The 18,557-nt window shown below is 63.9% G+C and carries 14 protein-coding genes; 13 read left to right on the top strand and 1 reads right to left on the bottom strand.

The annotated features are described in order from the left end of the window. Window positions 1-22 precede the first annotated feature (22 nt). The 5 genes from QP997_RS01555 (at window position 23) to trmD (ending at window position 5,073) form a co-directional block, all read left to right on the top strand. Window positions 23-1,159, top strand: coding sequence for a YkvI family membrane protein (locus tag QP997_RS01555; RefSeq protein WP_070758843.1), 1,137 nt, complete (start codon window positions 23-25; stop codon window positions 1,157-1,159). 240 nt (window positions 1,160-1,399) lie between these two features. After that, entirely contained in the window at window positions 1,400-1,909 is a 510-nt protein-coding gene (gene rpsP, locus QP997_RS01550; RefSeq protein WP_070761991.1) for a 30S ribosomal protein S16, read from the top strand. Window positions 1,910-2,258: 349 nt separating this feature from the next. Next, window positions 2,259-3,602 (top strand): NADP-specific glutamate dehydrogenase, encoded by a 1,344-nt coding sequence (gene gdhA / locus QP997_RS01545; protein WP_148813358.1) that lies wholly within the window; start codon window positions 2,259-2,261, stop codon window positions 3,600-3,602. A gap of 8 nt (window positions 3,603-3,610) precedes the next feature. After that, the gene (rimM, locus tag QP997_RS01540; protein ID WP_015381525.1) at window positions 3,611-4,195 is read left to right on the top strand and encodes a ribosome maturation factor RimM; all 585 of its coding nucleotides are present in this window, start codon (window positions 3,611-3,613) and stop codon (window positions 4,193-4,195) included. Continuing rightward, on the top strand, window positions 4,192-5,073 hold the full coding sequence (trmD, locus tag QP997_RS01535; RefSeq protein ID WP_284845987.1) for a tRNA (guanosine(37)-N1)-methyltransferase TrmD: 882 nt from the start codon (window positions 4,192-4,194) through the stop codon (window positions 5,071-5,073). The genes rimM and trmD overlap by 4 nt, the downstream gene beginning before the upstream one ends. Before the next feature lie 57 nt (window positions 5,074-5,130). Here the strand turns inward: trmD and betA are convergent, their stop codons facing one another. After that, window positions 5,131-6,921 carry a choline dehydrogenase gene (betA, locus tag QP997_RS01530; protein WP_502870420.1) on the bottom strand — a complete coding sequence of 597 codons (1,791 nt, stop codon included), beginning with the start codon at window positions 6,919-6,921 and terminating at the stop codon, window positions 5,131-5,133. A 454-nt stretch (window positions 6,922-7,375) separates the two neighbouring features. Here betA and betT (QP997_RS01525) point away from each other — a divergent pair, with 454 nt between their 5' ends. The 8 genes from betT (QP997_RS01525) (at window position 7,376) to QP997_RS01490 (ending at window position 18,535) form a co-directional block, all read left to right on the top strand. Beyond that, window positions 7,376-9,640, top strand: a complete 2,265-nt coding sequence (gene betT / locus QP997_RS01525; protein ID WP_284845985.1) for a choline BCCT transporter BetT — start codon at window positions 7,376-7,378, stop codon at window positions 9,638-9,640. A gap of 39 nt (window positions 9,641-9,679) precedes the next feature. Further along, window positions 9,680-11,251: an aldehyde dehydrogenase family protein gene (locus QP997_RS01520; RefSeq protein ID WP_284845984.1), complete on the top strand. Its 1,572-nt coding sequence runs from the start codon at window positions 9,680-9,682 to the stop codon at window positions 11,249-11,251. A 114-nt stretch (window positions 11,252-11,365) separates the two neighbouring features. Next, window positions 11,366-13,552, top strand: coding sequence for a choline BCCT transporter BetT (gene betT, locus QP997_RS01515; protein WP_070761996.1), 2,187 nt, complete (start codon window positions 11,366-11,368; stop codon window positions 13,550-13,552). Window positions 13,553-13,632: 80 nt separating this feature from the next. Beyond that, window positions 13,633-15,996, top strand: a complete 2,364-nt coding sequence (locus tag QP997_RS01510) for a Tex family protein (protein ID WP_284845983.1) — start codon at window positions 13,633-13,635, stop codon at window positions 15,994-15,996. A 130-nt stretch (window positions 15,997-16,126) separates the two neighbouring features. Then, window positions 16,127-16,468, top strand: coding sequence for a 50S ribosomal protein L19 (gene rplS / locus QP997_RS01505; protein ID WP_012360058.1), 342 nt, complete (start codon window positions 16,127-16,129; stop codon window positions 16,466-16,468). A gap of 140 nt (window positions 16,469-16,608) precedes the next feature. Beyond that, on the top strand, window positions 16,609-17,502 hold the full coding sequence (lepB, locus tag QP997_RS01500) for a signal peptidase I (protein ID WP_284845982.1): 894 nt from the start codon (window positions 16,609-16,611) through the stop codon (window positions 17,500-17,502). Between the two features lie 2 nt (window positions 17,503-17,504). Next, the gene (gene rnhB / locus QP997_RS01495) at window positions 17,505-18,230 is read left to right on the top strand and encodes a ribonuclease HII (protein ID WP_284845981.1); all 726 of its coding nucleotides are present in this window, start codon (window positions 17,505-17,507) and stop codon (window positions 18,228-18,230) included. Continuing rightward, window positions 18,227-18,535 carry a DUF2469 domain-containing protein gene (locus QP997_RS01490; RefSeq protein WP_012360061.1) on the top strand — a complete coding sequence of 103 codons (309 nt, stop codon included), beginning with the start codon at window positions 18,227-18,229 and terminating at the stop codon, window positions 18,533-18,535. Before rnhB ends, QP997_RS01490 begins: the two co-directional genes overlap by 4 nt. The last annotated feature ends 22 nt before the right edge of the window (window positions 18,536-18,557 follow it).

The following is an 18,557-nucleotide window of genomic DNA, read 5'->3' as shown; positions in this document are numbered from 1 at the left end:
GGTATCGGCTTATGATGACCGGGTGATTCGTGAAACGTTAAAGATCGCCTTCGCCTTCGTCGGTGTGATCGTGGGCGCTGGGTTCGCCTCTGGCCAGGAGGTCATGCAGTACTTCGTGGGCTTCGGCCTCGACGGCCTGTGGGGCGTGGGCCTATCCGCCCTGGTGGTCTGCTCGATGGCGCTGATCATCCTGCAGCTGGCCTCCTACTTCCAGGCCAAGGAGCACGGCGAGGTCTTCGACCGCGTCTCCCACCCGGTGCTTGCGCGAGTGCTCGATATCGGAGTGAGCCTGACCCTGTTCGCCACCGGCTTCATTATGTTCGCTGGTGCCGGCTCCAACCTGAACCAGCAGTGGGGTCTGGAGACCTGGATCGGCGGGGTCCTCATGGTGCTGCTGATCCTCGGCGCAGGCCGGTTGGACGTCGACCGGGTGACCACGATGATCGGAGCTGCAACTCCCTTCATCTTCGGTTTCATCGGCCTGGCCAGCCTGTACGTGATCTTCTTCGTCGACCACCCGCCGCTCGCGGAGCTGGACGCTGAGGCGCTGGCCATCGGTTCCCCACTGCCGCACTGGTCTATCGCCGCGGTGAACTACGTGGGATTCAACCTGATGGTCGCGGTGTCCATGGCGGTCGTCATCGGCGGGCAGATGTTCAACCCCAGGCTCGCGGGACGAGGCGGGTTCTTGGGAGGCGTGATCCTTTCTCTGATGATGGCGATCAGCACCATCACGCTGTTCCTCGCGGTCCGCGAGGTGGGGCACGACGACCTGCCGATGCTGAGCCTTATCGTGCATATTCACCCGGCTCTGGGGCACATCATGGCGGTCGTCATTTACGCGATGATTTTCAATACCGCGCTCGGAATGTTTTACGCGCTGGCCCGCCGCATGAGCGCCTCCCGACCGGAGTATTTCTATCGCTATTACGTGGGAACAGTGGTGGTGGGCTTCGTGCTCTCCTTTGCGGGCTTCAAGAATCTGATCGGCTGGATCTACCCGGTGTTGGGGTACATGGGTCTGCTGCTCATCGCGGTGATGACATTCGCCTGGGTTCGGCGCTATAAGCAGATCGCCCAGGAAGCTGACCGCCGCCTGCGCCTGGTGGACCTGTGGCGGGCCGGCCGGGAAGGGGAACCTGCCGGTGATGCGCAGTAGCGCTACAACTTAAGCGATAGCACTGCCGGGTTTGGGTTTCCTGGCGCAGATGGCTAATATGGTTCGGGTTGTGGCTACGGCGGTTGTGCTGTGGCCATGCCATGCGAACGCCCTGCGGTATACCGATCCCGACCACGGTCGGCCGGTAGTCACCCGCAGGATAAACATCAAGGGTTGAACCGGTTTCCCATCAAGGGGAAGCGACAAGAACTGCCCAGTGACCAGAAAAGGAGCCACATCATGGCTGTCAAGATCAAGCTTCAGCGCGTTGGTAAGATCCGCACCCCGCAGTACCGCGTGGTCGTCCAGGACGCTCGTGCCCGCCGCGGCGGTGCCGTCATCGAGAACCTGGGTATCTACCAGCCGGCAAACCAGCCTTCCGTCATCGACATCAACTCCGAGCGTGCTCAGTACTGGATCGGCGTTGGCGCTCAGCCGACCGACACCGCACTGGCACTGCTGAAGCTGACCGGTGACTGGCAGAAGGCCAAGGGCCTCGAGGGTGGCGAGAACACCGTGAAGCCGCAGCCGGAGAAGAAGTCCAAGCTGGACATCTTCAACGAGGCATTGGCTGAGGCTGCCGAGGGCCCGACCGCTGAGGCCATCACCGAGAAGCGTCGCAAGGCGAAGGAAGAGGCCGAGGCTAAGGCTGCTGCTGAGGCAGAGGCCGCCGAGAAGGCGGAGGCTGAGGCAGCTGAGAAGGCAGAGGCTGAGGCTGCAGAGGAGTCCGAGGAGGCTTCCGCCGAGTAATCAATGCCCCCTTTGGGGTGTGATTTCCTCATAACGGGGAGTCGCTGCGCACAAGCGTGGTGGCTCCCCGTTGTTCTTTATCTGATCGTTGGCTGGCGGGGGCACCCGAGGTGAGGGGTGCCCCCAGCGGGGTGGTTCCGCGTTCCGATTGACGAAAAAGGCGCCCCGAGTGGTGTAATCAAGATCTCACAAAACCTTGGGCAATTAAATAATTATTGTTCAACAAGTTCTTGTGGGATCGGGTGCATCGTGACCAGCGTTGCTTAGCTCCGACCCAGTGTTCGGGCTGACCACGCAGTGGAATATGATGTACATCACGTGAGATTTAGCATCCGTAGAGGAGAAACCGGTGGACGTTGATAAGACCGTCAATCAGTACTACGAACAGATCCTGAAGCGAAATGCAGGCGAACCGGAGTTCCATCAGGCCGTCGCAGAAGTTCTGCAGTCGCTGAAGTACGTTCTGCACAAGGACGAGCACTACGCGCAGGATGGGCTCATCGAGCGCATGTGCGAGCCAGAGCGCCAGATCATCTTCCGCGTGCCCTGGATCGATGACAATGGCAAGGTGCAGGTCAACCGCGGCTTCCGCGTGCAGTTCAACTCGGTGCTGGGCCCTTACAAGGGCGGTCTGCGTTTCCACCCTTCGGTGAACCTGGGCATCATCAAGTTCCTCGGTTTCGAGCAGATCTTCAAGAACTCCCTGACCGGTCTGCCGATCGGCGGCGGTAAGGGCGGTTCCGACTTCGACCCGAAGGGCCGCTCCGATCACGAGATCATGCGCTTCTGCCAGTCCTTTATGACCGAGCTGCACCGCCACATCGGTAAGGACACGGATGTCCCGGCCGGCGACATCGGCGTCGGTGGCCGCGAAATCGGCTACCTCTTCGGCCAGTTCCGCCGCATGAACAACCGCCACGAGTCCGGCGTGCTGACCGGCAAGGGCCTGAACTGGGGTGGCTCCCTGGTCCGCAAGGAGGCCACCGGTTACGGTGCCGTGTACTTCGTCCAGGAAATGATGATGGCCGAGAAGGAGCGCCTCAACGGCGCCCGCGTCATCGTTTCCGGCTCCGGCAATGTCGCGATCTACGCGATGGAGAAGGCTCAGGAACTCGGCGCCACCGTCGTGGCGTTCTCCGACTCCTCCGGCTACGTCTCCACCCCAGACGGCGTGGATCTCGAGCTGCTGCACCAGATCAAGGAGGTCGAGCGCGGCCGTGTGTCCGACTACGCCAAGCGCATCGACGGCGTGACCTTCCACGAGAAGGGCAACATCTGGGAGGTCGAGGCTGACGTCGCCCTTCCATGCGCCACCCAGAACGAGCTCGATGGCGACTCCGCGGTCATCCTGGCCGATAACGGCTGCCGCTTCGTGGCAGAGGGCGCGAACATGCCGAGCACCCCGGAAGCCATCAGCGTCTTCCGCAAGCGCGGCATCCACTTCGGCCCGGGCAAGGCCGCCAACGCCGGTGGTGTGGCGACCTCCGCCCTGGAGATGCAGCAGAACGCCTCCCGCGACTCCTGGTCCTTCGAGTACACGGACAAGCGCCTCCGCGACATCATGCACCGCATCTTCCGCACCGCCCAGCGTGCGGCCGCAGAGTTCGATGCCGAGGGCGATTACATCATCGGCGCCAACATCGCGGGCTTCCGCAAGGTGGCAGATGCAATGCTGGCGCAGGGAGTGATTTAATAGCCTGCATGCCAGATTTGCAGATTGGTCGAGTCATCAAGCCCCACGGCGTGAAGGGGGAGGTCGTGGTGGATCCGTCGACCGACCACGTGACGGAGCGCTTCGCCATCGGCGAGGCGCTTCGCGCCGTTCAAACGGGTAAAGAACGCCAGCTCACGGTCGCCGGTCTACGCCGTCACCAGAACCGCCTTCTCGTCACTTTCGAGGAGGTCCGGGACCGCGACGAGGCCGAGTCCCTGCGCGGGGCACGCTTCATGGCCGCGCCCCTGCAGGATGATTCTGACGACGGCTACTACGACCACGAGCTCATCGGCCTGCGGGTGCTCAACGTCGGGGCCGTGGATGCCGATACCGCCAATCGCCGTGCCTACGAGGGGGAGCAGCCCGAGCCCGTGGACATCGGCGAGGTCACCGGGGTCAGCCACGGCCCGGCCGGAGCCACCCTCGAGGTCGCCGTGGACGCAGATGTGGACCTGCCCACCGCGGGCTCCACGATCCTCATCCCGTTCAAGCTGGCGATCGTCCCCATCGTGGACCTCGACAACGAGGCCCTCGTCGTCACCCCACCGGAAGGGCTGCTGGAGCTGGCATGAGACTCGACGTTGTCACGATCTTCCCCGAGTACCTCGACCCGCTGCGTCACGCGCTGCTGGGTAAGGCCATCGAATCCGGCCGCCTCGAGGTTGGTGTGCACGACCTGCGGCAGTGGGCTACCGATCGCCACAAGTCCGTCGACGACACCCCCTATGGCGGTGGTCCCGGCATGGTGATGAAGCCCAGCGTATGGGGGCCCGCCCTCGATGACGTCATCGAGGGCACCGGACCCGCAGCCACCGCACGCGACCTCGAGACCTCCCTGGCCCACAAGAAGCTGGCACCCCTCGACGATCCTGCTCCGGCGGGTGGGGGAGAAGCGAAGGACGACGGCGACGGAGACGGTAACACCGCACCGCGCGGCCCCGTGGTCGTCGTCCCCACGCCCGCGGGCACACCCTTCACGCAGGAGATGGCGGCCCGGTGGTCCAAGGAGGAGCACCTCGTCTTTGCTTGCGGCCGCTACGAGGGCATCGACCAGCGAGTCGTTGACGACGCTGCCCGCAACTACCGCGTCGAGGAGGTCAGCATCGGCGACTATGTGCTCATCGGCGGGGAGGTCGCCGTCCTCGTCATGGCGGAGGCCGTTGTTCGGTTGATTCCCGGTGTGCTGGGTAACCAGGCTAGCCACGAGGAGGACAGCTTCCAGGACGGGCTGCTCGAAGGCCCCGCCTATACCAAGCCACGGCAGTGGCGGGGGTTGGATGTCCCGGAGGTGCTCTTCAGCGGCAATCACGGTCTCGTTGACCGCTGGCGCCGCGAGCAGGCCTTGCTGCGGACACAACAACGCCGCCCGGAGCTCATTGAGAAGCTCCGAGCGGCGGGTGGGCTGAGCGCGGCGGACGAGCAAGTGCTCGACGCTCACCGCGAAGCCTAAACGGCTGTTAACCGCGCGGACACCGGGCGGGCGCTTGGCCGCGCCCGGTGGTGGTATTTACCAGTCCGCGCCGTCGATGGCCTTGGTGTGATCGCGGACCTGCTCGCCCTCAGCGTAGAGCGGCATGTCCTTCTTCGCCTGGTAGAACGGCACGTTGATCGGTGCCTCCGGCTTGCGGCCACGGATCAGGTCCGCAGCCTTCTCGGCCAGCATCAGGACCGGGGAGTAGATGTTGCCGTTGGTGACGATCGGCATGGCCGATGCATCGACGACGTACAGGCCCTCCACGCCGTGGACCTGCATGCTCTCCGGGTCCACGACCGCCATCTCATCGTCCGCGGAGCCCATCTTGGCGGTGCAGGATGGGTGCAGTGCGGTTTCGGCGTCGTTGCGCACCCACTCCAGGATCTCCTCGTCGGTCTGCACGGCATCACCCGGGGAGATCTCGCCGTCGGTGAACTCGCGCATGGCATCGGTGTCCAGCAGCTCGCGGGACACCTTGATGGCCTCGACCCACTCGCGGCGATCCTGCTCGGTCTTCAGGTAGTTGAAGAGGATCTCCGGCTTCTCGTGCGGGTCGGTGCTCTTGATCTTCACGTGGCCGGAGGTATCCGAGTACATCGGGCCGACGTGGAACTGGAAGCCGTGCTCGCCCTCCGGCTGGCTACCGTCGTAGCGGATGGCCATTGGGAGGAAGTGGAACATGAGGTTCGGGTAGTCCTCGTTCTCATTGGAGCGAGCGAAGCCGCCGGCCTCGAAGTGGGAGCTAGCAACCGGGCCGCGGCGGGTCAGCAGCCACTGCAGGCCGATGATCGGGCGCATCCACATCTTGTAGTACGGCTGGGAGCTGACCGGCTGGGTGCAGTTGTACTGGACATAAACCTCCAGGTGGTCCTGCAGGTTCTGGCCCACGCCCGGCAGGTGCTTGCGCACGTCGATGCCCAGGGAGCTCAGGTGCTCCTTATCGCCGATTCCGGAGAGCTGCAGCAGCTGCGGGGTGTTGAACGCGCCGCCGCACAGGATCACCTTGTCCGCGTACACGCGGCGGGTCTTGCCCTTCCAGGTGTACTCCGCGCCGATGGCCTTCGGTGCGGAGCCGTCGGCCGGCGCATCCTCGAAGAGAACCTTGGTCGTGAACGCCCGGGTGCGGATGTCCAGGTTCTTCCGGTTCATGATCGGGTGCAGGTATGCGCGCGCTGCAGAGTGGCGCTTGCCGTGGAAGATGGTGCGGTCGAAGGGGGCGAAGCCCTCCTGGCGGTAGCCGTTGACGTCGTTGGTCAGGTTGTAGCCTGCCTCCTGCACGGAGCGGAAGAAGGCCTGGAACAGCGGGCTGGTAGCCGGACCACGGGTCAGCTTCAGCGGGCCGTCGTGGCCACGGCGTGGGTCGTTCGGGTCTGCCCCCAGTGCGGTCTCCAGCTTGTTGAAGTAGGGGAGGACGTGGGCGTAATCCCAGTTCTCCATGCCCGGTAGCTTGCCCCACTTCTCGTAGTCCATCGGGTTACCGCGCTGGTAGATCATGCCGTTGACGGAGCCGGAACCGCCCAGCACCTTGCCGCGGGCGTGGTAGATGCGGCGGCCGTTCATCTCCGGCTCTGGCTCGGACTCGTAGGCCCAGTCGTAGAACTTATTGCCGATGGGGAAGGCAAAGGCGGCTGGCATGTGGATGAACAGATCCCAGAAGGAGTCCATGCGGCCGGCTTCCAGCACCATGACCTTGGTGTCCTTGTCCTCGGTCAGGCGGTTGGCCAGGACGGAGCCCGCCGAGCCGCCACCGACGATGACAACGTCGCGGTGCGAGTCCTCGATGACCTCGCCCGCCGTGTCGTTCTTGGCGAAGGGTGCCCGAATTTTATTCCAGAGCGACAAGAGTGAAACCTCACCTTTCCTAAAGCATAACCGGGGTGCCGTTGCGGGCTGCGTCCCAAGTGGGACACGAGCCGCCGGGACATTGATATAACCCCGAAAATGCAACTAAAAACATTGAGCACGATCCAGTATGCCAGCGGATAAACTGCCTATGCCACCCGGGAAATAATGAATCAGTTAAAAAGATGGCATAAATCACAGTTTCGGTTGGCATGCCCAAAAGTCTGTGAGATCACTGAAACATGCAGCTAGAGCGCACCGTGATGTTGTCTAGACTCTTAGAGAATTGCCAGGCTCAGGTGCGGGAATGGCAAAAGGTTTGCTATGCATGAGTAGTTGGCTCGCTTTATAAAAAGCAACCAAAACTATTACAGAATTAATGTAGGAGGGTCGGAACGCCTTGAGTGAAGGGCCGCCAAAAGATACCGGAAATGAGATGAAGAACACAGATTCAGCGAAAGGGAACGAAGTGTCGGAAGGCGCGTCGAGCACCCCTGGCGCCGTCGACACGACCGAAAAGGGCACCGGCGCGAGCGCTGAACCGCAGATCGTTCCCGAGGTTGTCGTAGGCCACGGCGACGAGCGGGAATCCGAGCCGTACACCCCGGGCGAAATCGTGGAACCGAAGGCCAACTGGCCGGTGTTCCTCCTCTCGGCGTTGGGGATCGCGATCATCGTGGCCTGGGCGACCATCGCGCCCGATAACGCATACGACACCCTGGGCTCCACCACCGGGTGGATCGCCAATAACCTCGGCTGGTTCTACATCCTCACCGCCACGATCTGCGTGGTCTTCGTGCTGGGTGTCGCGCTCTCGCGGGCAGGGGCGATCCGCCTCGGCCCGGACCACGCCCGGCCCGAATATCGTCTGTTCTCCTGGTCCGCGATGCTCTTCGCGGCCGGCATCGGCGTGGACCTCATGTTCTTCGCCGTCGCCGAGCCGGTGACGCAGTACTACGCGCCACCGGTCGGAGCGGGGGAGACACGCGAGGCTGCGGAGAACGCCGTCGTCTACGCGCTCTTCCACTACGGCGTGACCGGATGGGCTATGTACGCCCTGATGGGTATGGCCTTCGGCTACTACGCCTACCGCCTCAACATGCCGCTGGCGATCCGCAGCGCCCTCTATCCGCTGATCGGTAAGCGCATCCACGGCCCCGTCGGCAACGCGGTGGATATCGCCGCGATGCTGGGCACCGTCTTCGGCATCGCGACCTCCCTGGGCATCGGCGTGGTTCAGCTGAACTACGGCCTCAAGCTGCTCTTTGGCTGGGATGAAGGCCCGACCGTGCAGATCGCCCTCGTCACCGCCGCCGTCGGCGTGGCGACCCTGTCGGCTGTCTCCGGCGTGGATAAAGGCATCAAGCGCCTCTCCGAGTTCAACGTCATCCTCGCCATCACGCTGGCTGTCTACATCGTGGTCTCCGGGCAGACTGCCTTCCTCTTCGACGCACTCATCATGAACATCGGCGATTACGTCACTCAGCTGCCGAGCATGTCCATGGACACCTATGCCTTCAGCGAGACCCCTGAAGAGACCAAGGAATGGCTGGGGGCCTGGACCCTGTTCTTCTGGGCATGGTGGGTGGCCTGGGCGCCGTTCGTCGGCCTGTTCCTGGCTCGCATTTCCCGCGGCCGCACCCTGCGCCAGTTCGTGTTCGGCGTCCTGACCGTGCCGTTCCTGTTCATCCTGGGCTGGATGAGCTTCTTCGGAAACACCGCACTCAGCCGTGTCATCGGTGGCGATTCCGCCTTTGGTGAGGCCGCGGTTGCCGAACCACAGCGCGGCTTCTACGACCTGCTGGCATCCTCCCCGGGAGCGACCTTCCTGGTCGGCCTGTCCACGATGGTTGGTCTGCTGCTGTACATCACCTCGGCGGACTCCGGCGCACTGGTGATGTCCAACTTCACCTCCAAGGTGACCGACTCCCGCCAGGACGGTCCCGTGTGGTCCCGTATCTTCTGGGCTGTCCTGGTCGGTGTTCTGACGATCGTTCTCCTGCAGATCAATGGCGTGGAGACCGTCCAGAACGCCACGGTCGTCATGGGTCTGCCTTTCGCGATCGTGATGTACTTCATCATGCTGGGCCTTATCCGCTCCCTGAAGCTGGAGACGATCCACAACGAGGCCCGGAGTGTGTCCATCCACGCCGCCATGTCCGGCCGTAGCTCTGGCGAGAAGGAGAAGGGCGCCTGGCTCCGTCGCCTCTCCCGCGCGTCGACCTGGCCTGGGGCGAAGGATGCTCAGAAGTTCATGTCCGAGACGGCCCGCCCTGCTCTGCAGGACGTCGCCGAGCAATTCAACAGCCGTGGTCTCAACGCCACCCTCGTCTCCGCGAAGGTGCCGGGTATCGACGTCAAGCAGCTGGATCTCACCGTCACCTTCGACGAAGAGCAGAGCTTCCGCTACCAGATCTACCCAGTCGAGCTTCCGGTCCCGACGTTCACCCGCTCCACCAGCGACGGCAGCGTCTACTACCGCCTGGAAGTCTTCGACCTCATGGGCTCCATGGGCTTCGACGTCTACGGCTATACGCAGGAACAGATCAAGGACAACATCATGGATCTGTACGAGCGTCACCTGGAATTCATCCACATCCAGCGCAACCTGCCGGGTACCTCTGACCACTCCGACGGCGCTGAGCCCGTGCGAGCATGGACTGACGACCCGGGCCTTGCGGTAGACACGGACGAGAAATAAGCCGATCACCACCCACGTGATCCAAGAAAGGAAAACAGAATGAGCACTGAGAAGCTCTTCGACCCAGCCGCCTCGCCCCTGCTGAAGGGCGTCCACGACGGCGACGCGGTGGCGTCGCTGTTCATCGATGGCCAGTGGCAGCCCGCCGCCGACGGCGAGACCCGCACCATCATCAACCCGGCAGACGGCTCGGAGGTCGGTATCGTCTCCGAGGCGAGCGAGAAGGACACGATCCGCGCGATTGAGGTCGCCCGCCGCACCTTCGACAACGGCGAGTGGCGGGCCGTCCCAGCCGTGGAGCGCGGCAAGATCCTGGTCAAGGTCGCCGACTTGATCCGCGAGAATAAGAGCGAGTTCGCCCGCGCCGAGGCTGCCGACACCGGTAAGCGCCTCCCCGAGGCCGAGGCCGATATGGACGACATCGCTGACTCCTTCGACTACTTCGGCACCCTCGCCGGCCACGCCGCCGGACGCGTCGTCGACGCCGGTGATCCGAACGTCCGCTCCCGCATCGACGCCGAACCCGTCGGTGTATGTGGCCTGATCACCCCGTGGAACTACCCGCTGCTGCAGGTGGCCTGGAAGGTTGCCCCAGCGCTCGCGGCGGGCAACACCTTCGTCCTCAAGCAGGCGGAGCTCACCCCGCACACCGCGATGATGCTGATGACCGTGCTGACCGAGGCCGGCGTGCCGGCTGGCGTGGCCAACCTCATCACCGGCGCTGGCGCTACCGCCGGCAATCCATTGTCCACCCACCCGGACGTGGACATGGTCTCCTTCACCGGTGGCCTGGTGACCGGAAAGCTCGTCGCCAAGCAGGCGGCGGATACCGTCAAGCGCGTCGCCCTCGAGCTGGGCGGCAAGAATCCGAACGTCATCTTCGCCGACGCAGACTTCGACGCCGCGGTGGACAACGCCCTCAACGGTGGCTTCGTCCACTCCGGGCAGGTCTGCTCCGCAGGCGCCCGCATCATCGTCGAGGAATCCATCCACGAGAAGTTCGTCGACGAGCTCGTGCGCCGTACTGAGGCCATCAAGCTGGGCGGGCCGCTCGACGAAGCCGCTGAGACCGGCGCCCTCATCTCTGCTGAGCACCGCGACAAGGTGGCAGCCTACGTCGATCGCGCCCGCGAGCAGGGCGCGGATATCCGCACCGGCGGCAAGATCGCCGATGAGGCGGATAACCACGGTCCGCACGGCACCGGTAACACCGACCTGTCGAAGGGCTACTTCTACCTGCCGACCGTCATCGACGGCGCCACTCGGGAGATGGACTGCGTGTACGACGAGGCTTTCGGTCCGGTCGTCACGGTGGAGACCTTCCGCACCGAGGATGAGGCTGTGGCGATCGCTAATGACACGGAGTACGGCCTCGCCGGCGCCGTGTGGACCAGCGACGCCGGTAAGGCGGAGCGAGTCACTGCGCGCCTGCGTCACGGCACGATCTGGATCAACGACTTCCACCCGTACCTGCCGCAGACAGAATGGGGCGGCATGAAGCAGTCGGGCAACGGCCGGGAGCTGGGACCGACCGGCCTGGCTGAATACCAGGAGCAGAAGCACGTCTACCACAACATCGCGCCTGCGGTGACCGGCTGGTTCCAGGGCTAAGTCTCTGCCCAGAACCTCAAAGGCTCCTGCGGGAAACCTGAGACTCCACTAGGGTGGAGGAGTGGTATAGCGCACATTTGCGGCTGACCAAAGGTTTTCTCCAAGGAGTCAGGAATGGCAGATTCTGCACGCACAGCGGCGGGGAGCGAGGCTCCAGCCAAGGAAAAGGGTGCCTCCCGCATCCGAACTTTGCTTGGCAAGCCCGCACCCGCCGAAGCAAAAATGAAAAAGGGTGACGAGGCCAACTGGCCCGTCATTATCACGACGCTCGTGGTCACGGTCGCCGTCGCTATTTGGGCGGCCGCCGGGGCCGAGAGCTTCGACAAGATCGTCGGCGGCACGGCCAGCTGGCTGACCGGAAACTTCGGCTGGCTATACGTCGCCGTCGTGGCGATCACTCTGATCTTCATGATCTGGCTGGCCGCCTCCAAGGCCGGCAATATTCGGCTGGGACCCGATCACTCCCGCCCCCAATACTCCCTCTTCTCTTGGTCCGCGATGCTCTTCGCTGCGGGTATTGGCATTGGAATCCTGTTCTACTCCGTCGCCGAGCCGCTGGCGCAGTACGCTAATCCGCCGGTTGGTCCGGGCGAGACCGAGGAGGCGATGAAGGAGGCCGTGCTGTGGACTCTGTTCCACTACGGCATCTCCGGCTGGGGGCTCTACGCCCTGATGGGCCTGGCCTTCGGCTACTACGCCTACCGCCTCAATATGCCGCTGGCGATTCGTAGCGCCCTGTATCCGCTGATCGGTAAGCGAATCCACGGACCCATCGGCGATGCGGTCGATATCGCCGCCCTGCTGGGCACCGTCTTCGGCGTCGCCGCCTCGCTGGGTATCGGCGTGGTGCAGCTGAACTTCGGCCTGAACCTCGTCTTCGACCTGCCAGAGGGCAAGGCCATGCAGATCGCGCTGGTGGTGCTGGCTGTCGCTGCGGCCACCCTTTCCGCCGTGTCGGGCGTGGATAAGGGCATTAAGCGCCTCTCGGAGTGGAACGTCTACCTCGCCGTCGCGCTGCTCGTCATCGTCGTCGCTGGTGGCCGCACCGGCTGGCTCTTCGACTCCCTCGTGAAGAATATGGGTGACTACCTGACCACCCTGCCACGCTGGACCTTCGAGACCTTCTCCTACACGACCACCCCGGCCTCCACCCAAGAGTGGATGGCCAACTGGACCCTGTTCTTCTGGGCCTGGTGGGTGGCCTGGGCGCCGTTCGTCGGACTGTTCCTGGCCCGCATTTCCCGTGGCCGCACCTTCCGTCAGTTCATCGTCGGCACCCTGCTGGTTCCGTTCCTGTTCCTGGCGCTGTGGGCATCCTTCTTGGGCAACATGGCCCTCGACCGCGTCGTTAACAACGGCGACCACGACCTGCTGGAGCAGACCGTTAACTCACCGGAACGCGGTTTCTACATGGTGCTGGAAGGCCTGCCGTGGCCGACGCTGGCGCTGGTGCTGGCGATGATCGTCGGCCTGCTGTTCTTCGTCACCTCCGCGGACTCCGGTGCGCTGGTGATGGCGAAGTTCTCCTCCCGCACCACCGACCCGGCAGCCGATGGCGCGGTCTGGCTACGCGTGCTGTGGGCTGTTGCCGTCGCTGTGCTGACGGTCGCGATGCTGCAGGTCGACGGCATCGGCACCCTGCAGATGGCGACATTGATCATGGGACTGCCGTTCATGATCGTGGTCTTCCTCATCATGGCCGGCCTGGTGCTCTCAGTCAGACAAGAGGTCCTACAGATGGACTCCCGTGCAGTCGCCCTGCACGGGGCGATCTCCGGGCGCACGGATAGCCAGCATGGTGATTGGCGCACCCGCGTGGAGCGCGCCGGCACGTGGCCGACCGCCGAACAGTCGCAGTCCTTCATCATGGAGGTCGCCAAGCCGGCTCTGAAGGACGTCACCGAGGAGCTGATGAACAATGGCCACGAGGCAACGTTGACCACGGTGGCTGACGAGCACACCGGTATCAACCAGCTCGACCTGTTCGTCACCTTCAAGGGCGATCCGGACTTCCGCTACCAGCTCTACCCAATCGAGGAGCGCCTGCCGAAGTTCGCCCGCCGAGGCAGCCACGGCGCGAATTACTACCGCGTCGAGGTCTTCGGCATCAACGGCTCCCTGGGCTACGACGTCTTCGGCTACACCCGCGAGCAACTCATCGCGAACGTGCTGGACCTGTTTGAACGACACATGGAGTACCTGCACATGCAGCGGAACCAGCCGGGCGAGACCGACCTCTCGGCCTACAACACCGAGATCCCGGAGTGGCAGGAGGACTTCGGCGAGAACCACGCCAACTAATAAGCGTCTTGCGCCAGCACAGGCTCGCTCCGGGTGAACCTGGTGCAAACCGGCACAGCCCGGCACCTACAATGGCTTAAATGATCGCAGAGATTTTAGCCGAGGAACTAGGTGCCGGGCTGTCGCACGTCCAGGCCACCATCGCCCTGCTCGACGAGGGCAATACGGTTCCCTTTATCGCCCGCTACCGCAAAGAAATCACTGGCGGGATGGATGATTCCCAGATCCGCCAGCTGGACACCCGCCTGAATTACCTGCGGGAGCTGGAGGAGCGTAAGGAAACTATTCTCAAGGCCATCGAGGAGCAGGGCAAGCTGACCGACAAACTTGCCGCCGAGATCCGCGCCGTGCAGACGAAGTCCCGCCTCGAGGACCTCTACCTGCCCTATAAGAAAACTCGGAAGACCAAGGCCACCATCGCCCGCGACGCTGGGCTGGAGCCACTCGCGGACACGCTGCTGGCCCCGGGGGTCGCCGAAGACCCGGCAAGCATCGCCGAGGGCTACCTCTGCGAAGGATTCGAGGACACCAAGGCTGCACTGGCCGGGGCACGCGCCATCGTCGTCGAGCGAATCGCCACGGACGCGGACCTGGTTGGCGAAGTCCGTGAGGAGTTCTTCAACCGAGGTGTCGCCGAGGTCGGCGTCGTCGATGGGAAAGAAACAGAAGGGGCGAAGTACCGGGACTACTTCGACTTCTCCGAGCCACTCGACAAGCTCCCCAGCCACCGCATCCTCGCCATCCTGCGTGGCGAGAGCGAGGGCGTGCTCCACGTGAACCTCACGGGAGGGGAGGAGGACGAGTTCTACCAGGGAATCATCGCCGACAGGTTGGATCTCGGCCCGCAGGAGGATGCGGCCGATAAATTCCGCGCCGAGTGCGTCCGCTTCGGCTGGCGCACCAAGCTCGCCGTCAGCTCCGCCGTGGACGCCCGGGTGAAGTTGAAGGAGCGGGCGGACGCCTCCGCCGTGGATGTCTTCGCGAAGAACCTGCGTGATCTCCTGCTCGCCGCACCCGCCGGCCAGCGGGCCACCCTGGGGCTGGACCCTGGCTACCGTAACGGTGTGAAGTGCGCGGTCGTGGACGCCACCGGCAAGGTGGTGGACACGATCATCGTCTACCCGCACTCCGGGGCCGCGAAGTGGGAACAGGCTCGTACCCAGCTTGCGGGTCTGGTTGCCGAGCACGGCGTCGAACTGCTCGCGGTGGGTAACGGGACGGCCAGCCGCGAGACCGAGAAGCTCGCCCGGGAGATTGCCGATCTCATCGCCGAGGCCAGCGGGAAGCGCCCGACCCCGGTCATCGTCAGCGAGGCAGGGGCCTCCGTCTACTCTGCCTCCGAGGTTGCGTCGCGGGAGTTCCCGGACATGGATGTCTCCCTGCGTGGCGCGGTCTCGATCGCCCGGCGCCTGCAAGATCCGCTGGCTGAGCTGGTGAAGATCGACCCGAAGTCCATCGGGGTGGGGCAGTACCAGCACGACGTCAACCAGACGTGGCTGACCCACTCCCTGGACTCGGTGGTCGAGGATGCCGTGAACTCGGTCGGGGTGGACGTCAACTCCGCCAGTGCCGAGCTGCTCGAACGGGTCGCGGGAATCACGAAATCCGTGGCAGAGAATATCGTCACGCACAGGCACGACAACGGTGCCTTTCGCTCCCGCAAGGAACTGCTGAAGGTGCCGCGCCTGGGCCCACGCGCCTTCGAACAGTCCGCCGGCTTCCTCCGCATTCATGACGGGGAGGACCCGCTGGACGCCTCCGCCGTCCACCCCGAGGCCTACACTCTGGTGCGCGCCATCACGGAGGACACCGGGGTGGCGGTGCCACAACTGATCGGCAACTCCGCGGTGCTCACGAAGCTGCGACCGGCGGATTACGCAAACGAGACTTTCGGTGTGCCGACGGTGCGCGACGTGCTCGCAGAGCTGGATAAGCCAGGCCGTGACCCACGCCCGAGCTTCAAGACTGCGAGCCTGGCCGAGGGGGTGGAGAAGGTCTCCGACGTGCGCCCCGGCATGGTGCTGGAGGGCACGGTGACCAATGTGGCCGCCTTCGGCGCCTTCGTCGATATCGGAGTGCACCAGGACGGCCTCGTCCACGTCTCAGCGATGGCCGACCGATTCGTCCAGGACCCCCACGAGGTGGTCCACTCCGGTCAGGTCGTCAAGGTGAAGGTGATGGACGTCGACGTCGACCGACAGCGCATCGGCCTGAGCCTGCGCCTGAGCGACGAGCCAGGTGGTGACCAGGGGTCCTGCTCCGGTCGGGCAGGTCGCCGCGGGGAGGCAGGAGAGAGGAATTCCCGGGCTGGCCGGGGACGCAATCGTGGTGGACAGCGTGGCGACAATCGTGGTGGTTCCCGTGGCAAGCGGGGCGGACAGCGCGGCGGCGGTTCAACAGCCGGTGGCGCAATGGCCGCTGCTCTCAAGCAGGCCGGCTTCTAACTGGTTTGGTTTCTGCCGAATCGGCTGGCATACTATCCGAGTTAACTATGTTCCGGGTACGAACCCGTAGGCGCGATGAGCATCGAAAAGCCGCGAGGATCCTCTATCCAGGCAAGCAAAGGATTAATCCATGCATATTCTTGACAAGGTCGATGCAGCACAGCTGCGCGACGATATCCCAGAGTTCCGCGCAGGTGACACCGTTGACGTGCACCTGAAGGTCATCGAGGGCAGCAAGTCCCGCGTGCAGGTCTTCCGTGGCGTTGTGATCAAGCGTCAGGGCTCCGGCATCCGCGAGACCTTCACCGTCCGCAAGGTCTCCTTCGGCATCGGCGTGGAGCGCACCATCCCAGTGCACTCCCCGAACATCGACAAGCTCGAGGTTCTGTCCCGCGGTAAGGTCCGTCGCGCGAAGCTGTACTACCTGCGCGATCGCCACGGCAAGGCAGCCAAGATCAAGGAGAAGCGCTAATCTGCGCCACCGCACGATGTGCGCGTGAGAGGGGAACGGAAGTCAATTCCGTTCCCCTTTTTTCTTGCCTGACTGAGGTGGTGACCCGGGGAATGGAACGTCCCAGTGCCGCTGGTGGCCGCCTGGTAGTCTGAACCCTTGTGACTACCGATCCCAAGAAGCACCAGCCCAACCCCGACGCAGCAGTCCCGCATGCAGGCGGCGCTGCACCTCAGCAGGCGGCAGGTCAAACCGCTGCGCAGCCGGGGGATGGGACAGCACGTGCGGGGGAGGGCACGGTAACCGAGAATCACAAGACCGCCGACACGTCGCAGGCAAAAGCCAAAGAGAAGAAGACCTACCCGTGGTGGGTGGAGATGCCCATCATCCTGGTTGCCACCATGCTGATTCTTGGCATGTTCAATATCTTCGTCGGCAGGCTCTACCTGATCCCGTCCGAATCCATGGAGCCCACCCTGCACGGCTGCGAGGGGTGCACGAATGACCGGATCTTCGTCAATAAGCTCGCCTACCTCGGTCGTAAAGAGCCGAAGCCGGGGGACGTCGTCGTCTTTGTCGGTGAGGACTCCTGGAACACGACCTATGTCTCCCAGCGTTCGGACAATGGGCTGATCAAGGGGCTGCAGAACGCCGGCAGCATGATCGGCATCATTGCCCCGGATGAAAACGCCCTGGTCAAGCGAGTCATCGCCACCGGTGGGCAGACTGTCCAGTGCCGCCCCGGCGACCCCGGCGTGATGGTCGACGGCAAGAAGGTGGACGATTCCTACACGATGAGCCCGTTGGTGAACCCGGTGGACCCGGCAACCGGCTCCGATGCCTGCCAGGGAGAGTACTTCGGCCCCATCACCGTGCCGGATGACCACCTGTGGCTGATGGGCGACAACCGCACCAACTCCCTGGACTCCCGCGGCCACGTGGGCGACGAGCACCAGGGCACCATCCCGGTGGAGAACGTGGTGGGTAAGGTCTCCGCACGTGTGCTGCCGATCGAACGCATCGGCGGGGTCGCTCACCTGGATATCCAGCAGTAGCCATGGCGCGTCCCACCCCACAGTCGGCAGCACGCGCCCGCGGCGCCGAGCTGGTGCAGCAGGCGCTCTCCGAGGGCTATAGCTTCGTCGACGACTACCTGCGATTCCACGGGTTTACCCACGTGGCCGGGGTGGACGAGGCCGGTCGCGGTGCCTGCTGCGGCCCCATCACCATCGCCTCCTGCGTCCTGCCTGATCACGACGTTCCCGAGCTGGAGGGACTCAACGACTCCAAGAAGCTCACCCCGCGCCGCCGCGAGAAGCTCTTCGGCGCCATCACCGAGCACGCGGTGGCCTATAAGATCGTCCATATACCCGCCGCCGAGATCGACCAGAAGGGGATCCAGTACGCCAACATCAACGGCATGTACCGCGCCGTTGCGGGGCTATCCGTGGAGCCAGACGTGGTCCTCACAGACGCGGTGCACCTGCCGGAGCTTGCGTGCGAGCACGCACCCCTGGTCAAGGGGGATGCGCTGTCCCCGGCGATCAGCGCCGCGAGCATTCTGGCGAAGGTGTCCCGGGACCGCCTGATGGTGGAGATGGACGGGCAGTATCCGGACTATGGCTTGGCCGGCCACAAGGGTTACGGCACGGCGAAGCACATGGCTGCGGTGCGCCTCCATGGTGGCTGCCCGGAACACCGTTACACTTACTCCAATGTCGCCACCGCACATGCCGAGTGGGCGAGCACACAACCGCGTGAGGAAGGACGTCCTGGCCAGTGAGCGCTGAAGAGCTAGACGACTACGAGGCAAACGTTGAGCTGTCGATGTACCGCGAGTACCGCGACGTCGTGAGCCAGTTCTCCTATGTCGTGGAAACCGAGCGCCGGTTCTACTTGGCTAACGCGGTGGAGCTCACGCCCCGCAACTCCGGTGGCGAGGTCTACTACGAGATCCGCATGTCGGACGCCTGGGTGTGGGATATGTACCGCCCGGCCCGCTTCGTCCGCTACGTCCGCGTGATCACCTACAAGGATGTCAATATCGAGGAGCTCGACAAGCCCGAGCTGCAGTTGCCGGAGCACTAGCCCGGACCCAGCGTCGGCCCCC

The sequence above is a fragment of the Corynebacterium sp. MSK039 genome (genome assembly GCF_030232315.1).
GTDB lineage: Bacteria > Actinomycetota > Actinomycetes > Mycobacteriales > Mycobacteriaceae > Corynebacterium.
This window is presented reverse-complemented; position numbering and strand designations above follow the sequence as displayed.

Excerpts from the sequence above, each read along its gene's own strand:
- rpsP (WP_070761991.1), top strand. The coding sequence starts at position 1,400 with ATGGCTGTCAAGATCAAGCTTCAGCGCGTTGGTAAGATCCGCACCCCG.
- rimM (WP_015381525.1), top strand. The coding sequence starts at position 3,611 with ATGCCAGATTTGCAGATTGGTCGAGTCATCAAGCCCCACGGCGTGAAG.
- trmD (WP_284845987.1), top strand. The coding sequence starts at position 4,192 with ATGAGACTCGACGTTGTCACGATCTTCCCCGAGTACCTCGACCCGCTG.
- betT (WP_284845985.1), top strand. The coding sequence starts at position 7,376 with ATGAAGAACACAGATTCAGCGAAAGGGAACGAAGTGTCGGAAGGCGCG.
- QP997_RS01520 (WP_284845984.1), top strand. The coding sequence starts at position 9,680 with ATGAGCACTGAGAAGCTCTTCGACCCAGCCGCCTCGCCCCTGCTGAAG.
- betT (WP_070761996.1), top strand. The coding sequence starts at position 11,366 with ATGGCAGATTCTGCACGCACAGCGGCGGGGAGCGAGGCTCCAGCCAAG.
- QP997_RS01510 (WP_284845983.1), top strand. The coding sequence starts at position 13,633 with ATGATCGCAGAGATTTTAGCCGAGGAACTAGGTGCCGGGCTGTCGCAC.
- rplS (WP_012360058.1), top strand. The coding sequence starts at position 16,127 with ATGCATATTCTTGACAAGGTCGATGCAGCACAGCTGCGCGACGATATC.
- rnhB (WP_284845981.1), top strand. The coding sequence starts at position 17,505 with ATGGCGCGTCCCACCCCACAGTCGGCAGCACGCGCCCGCGGCGCCGAG.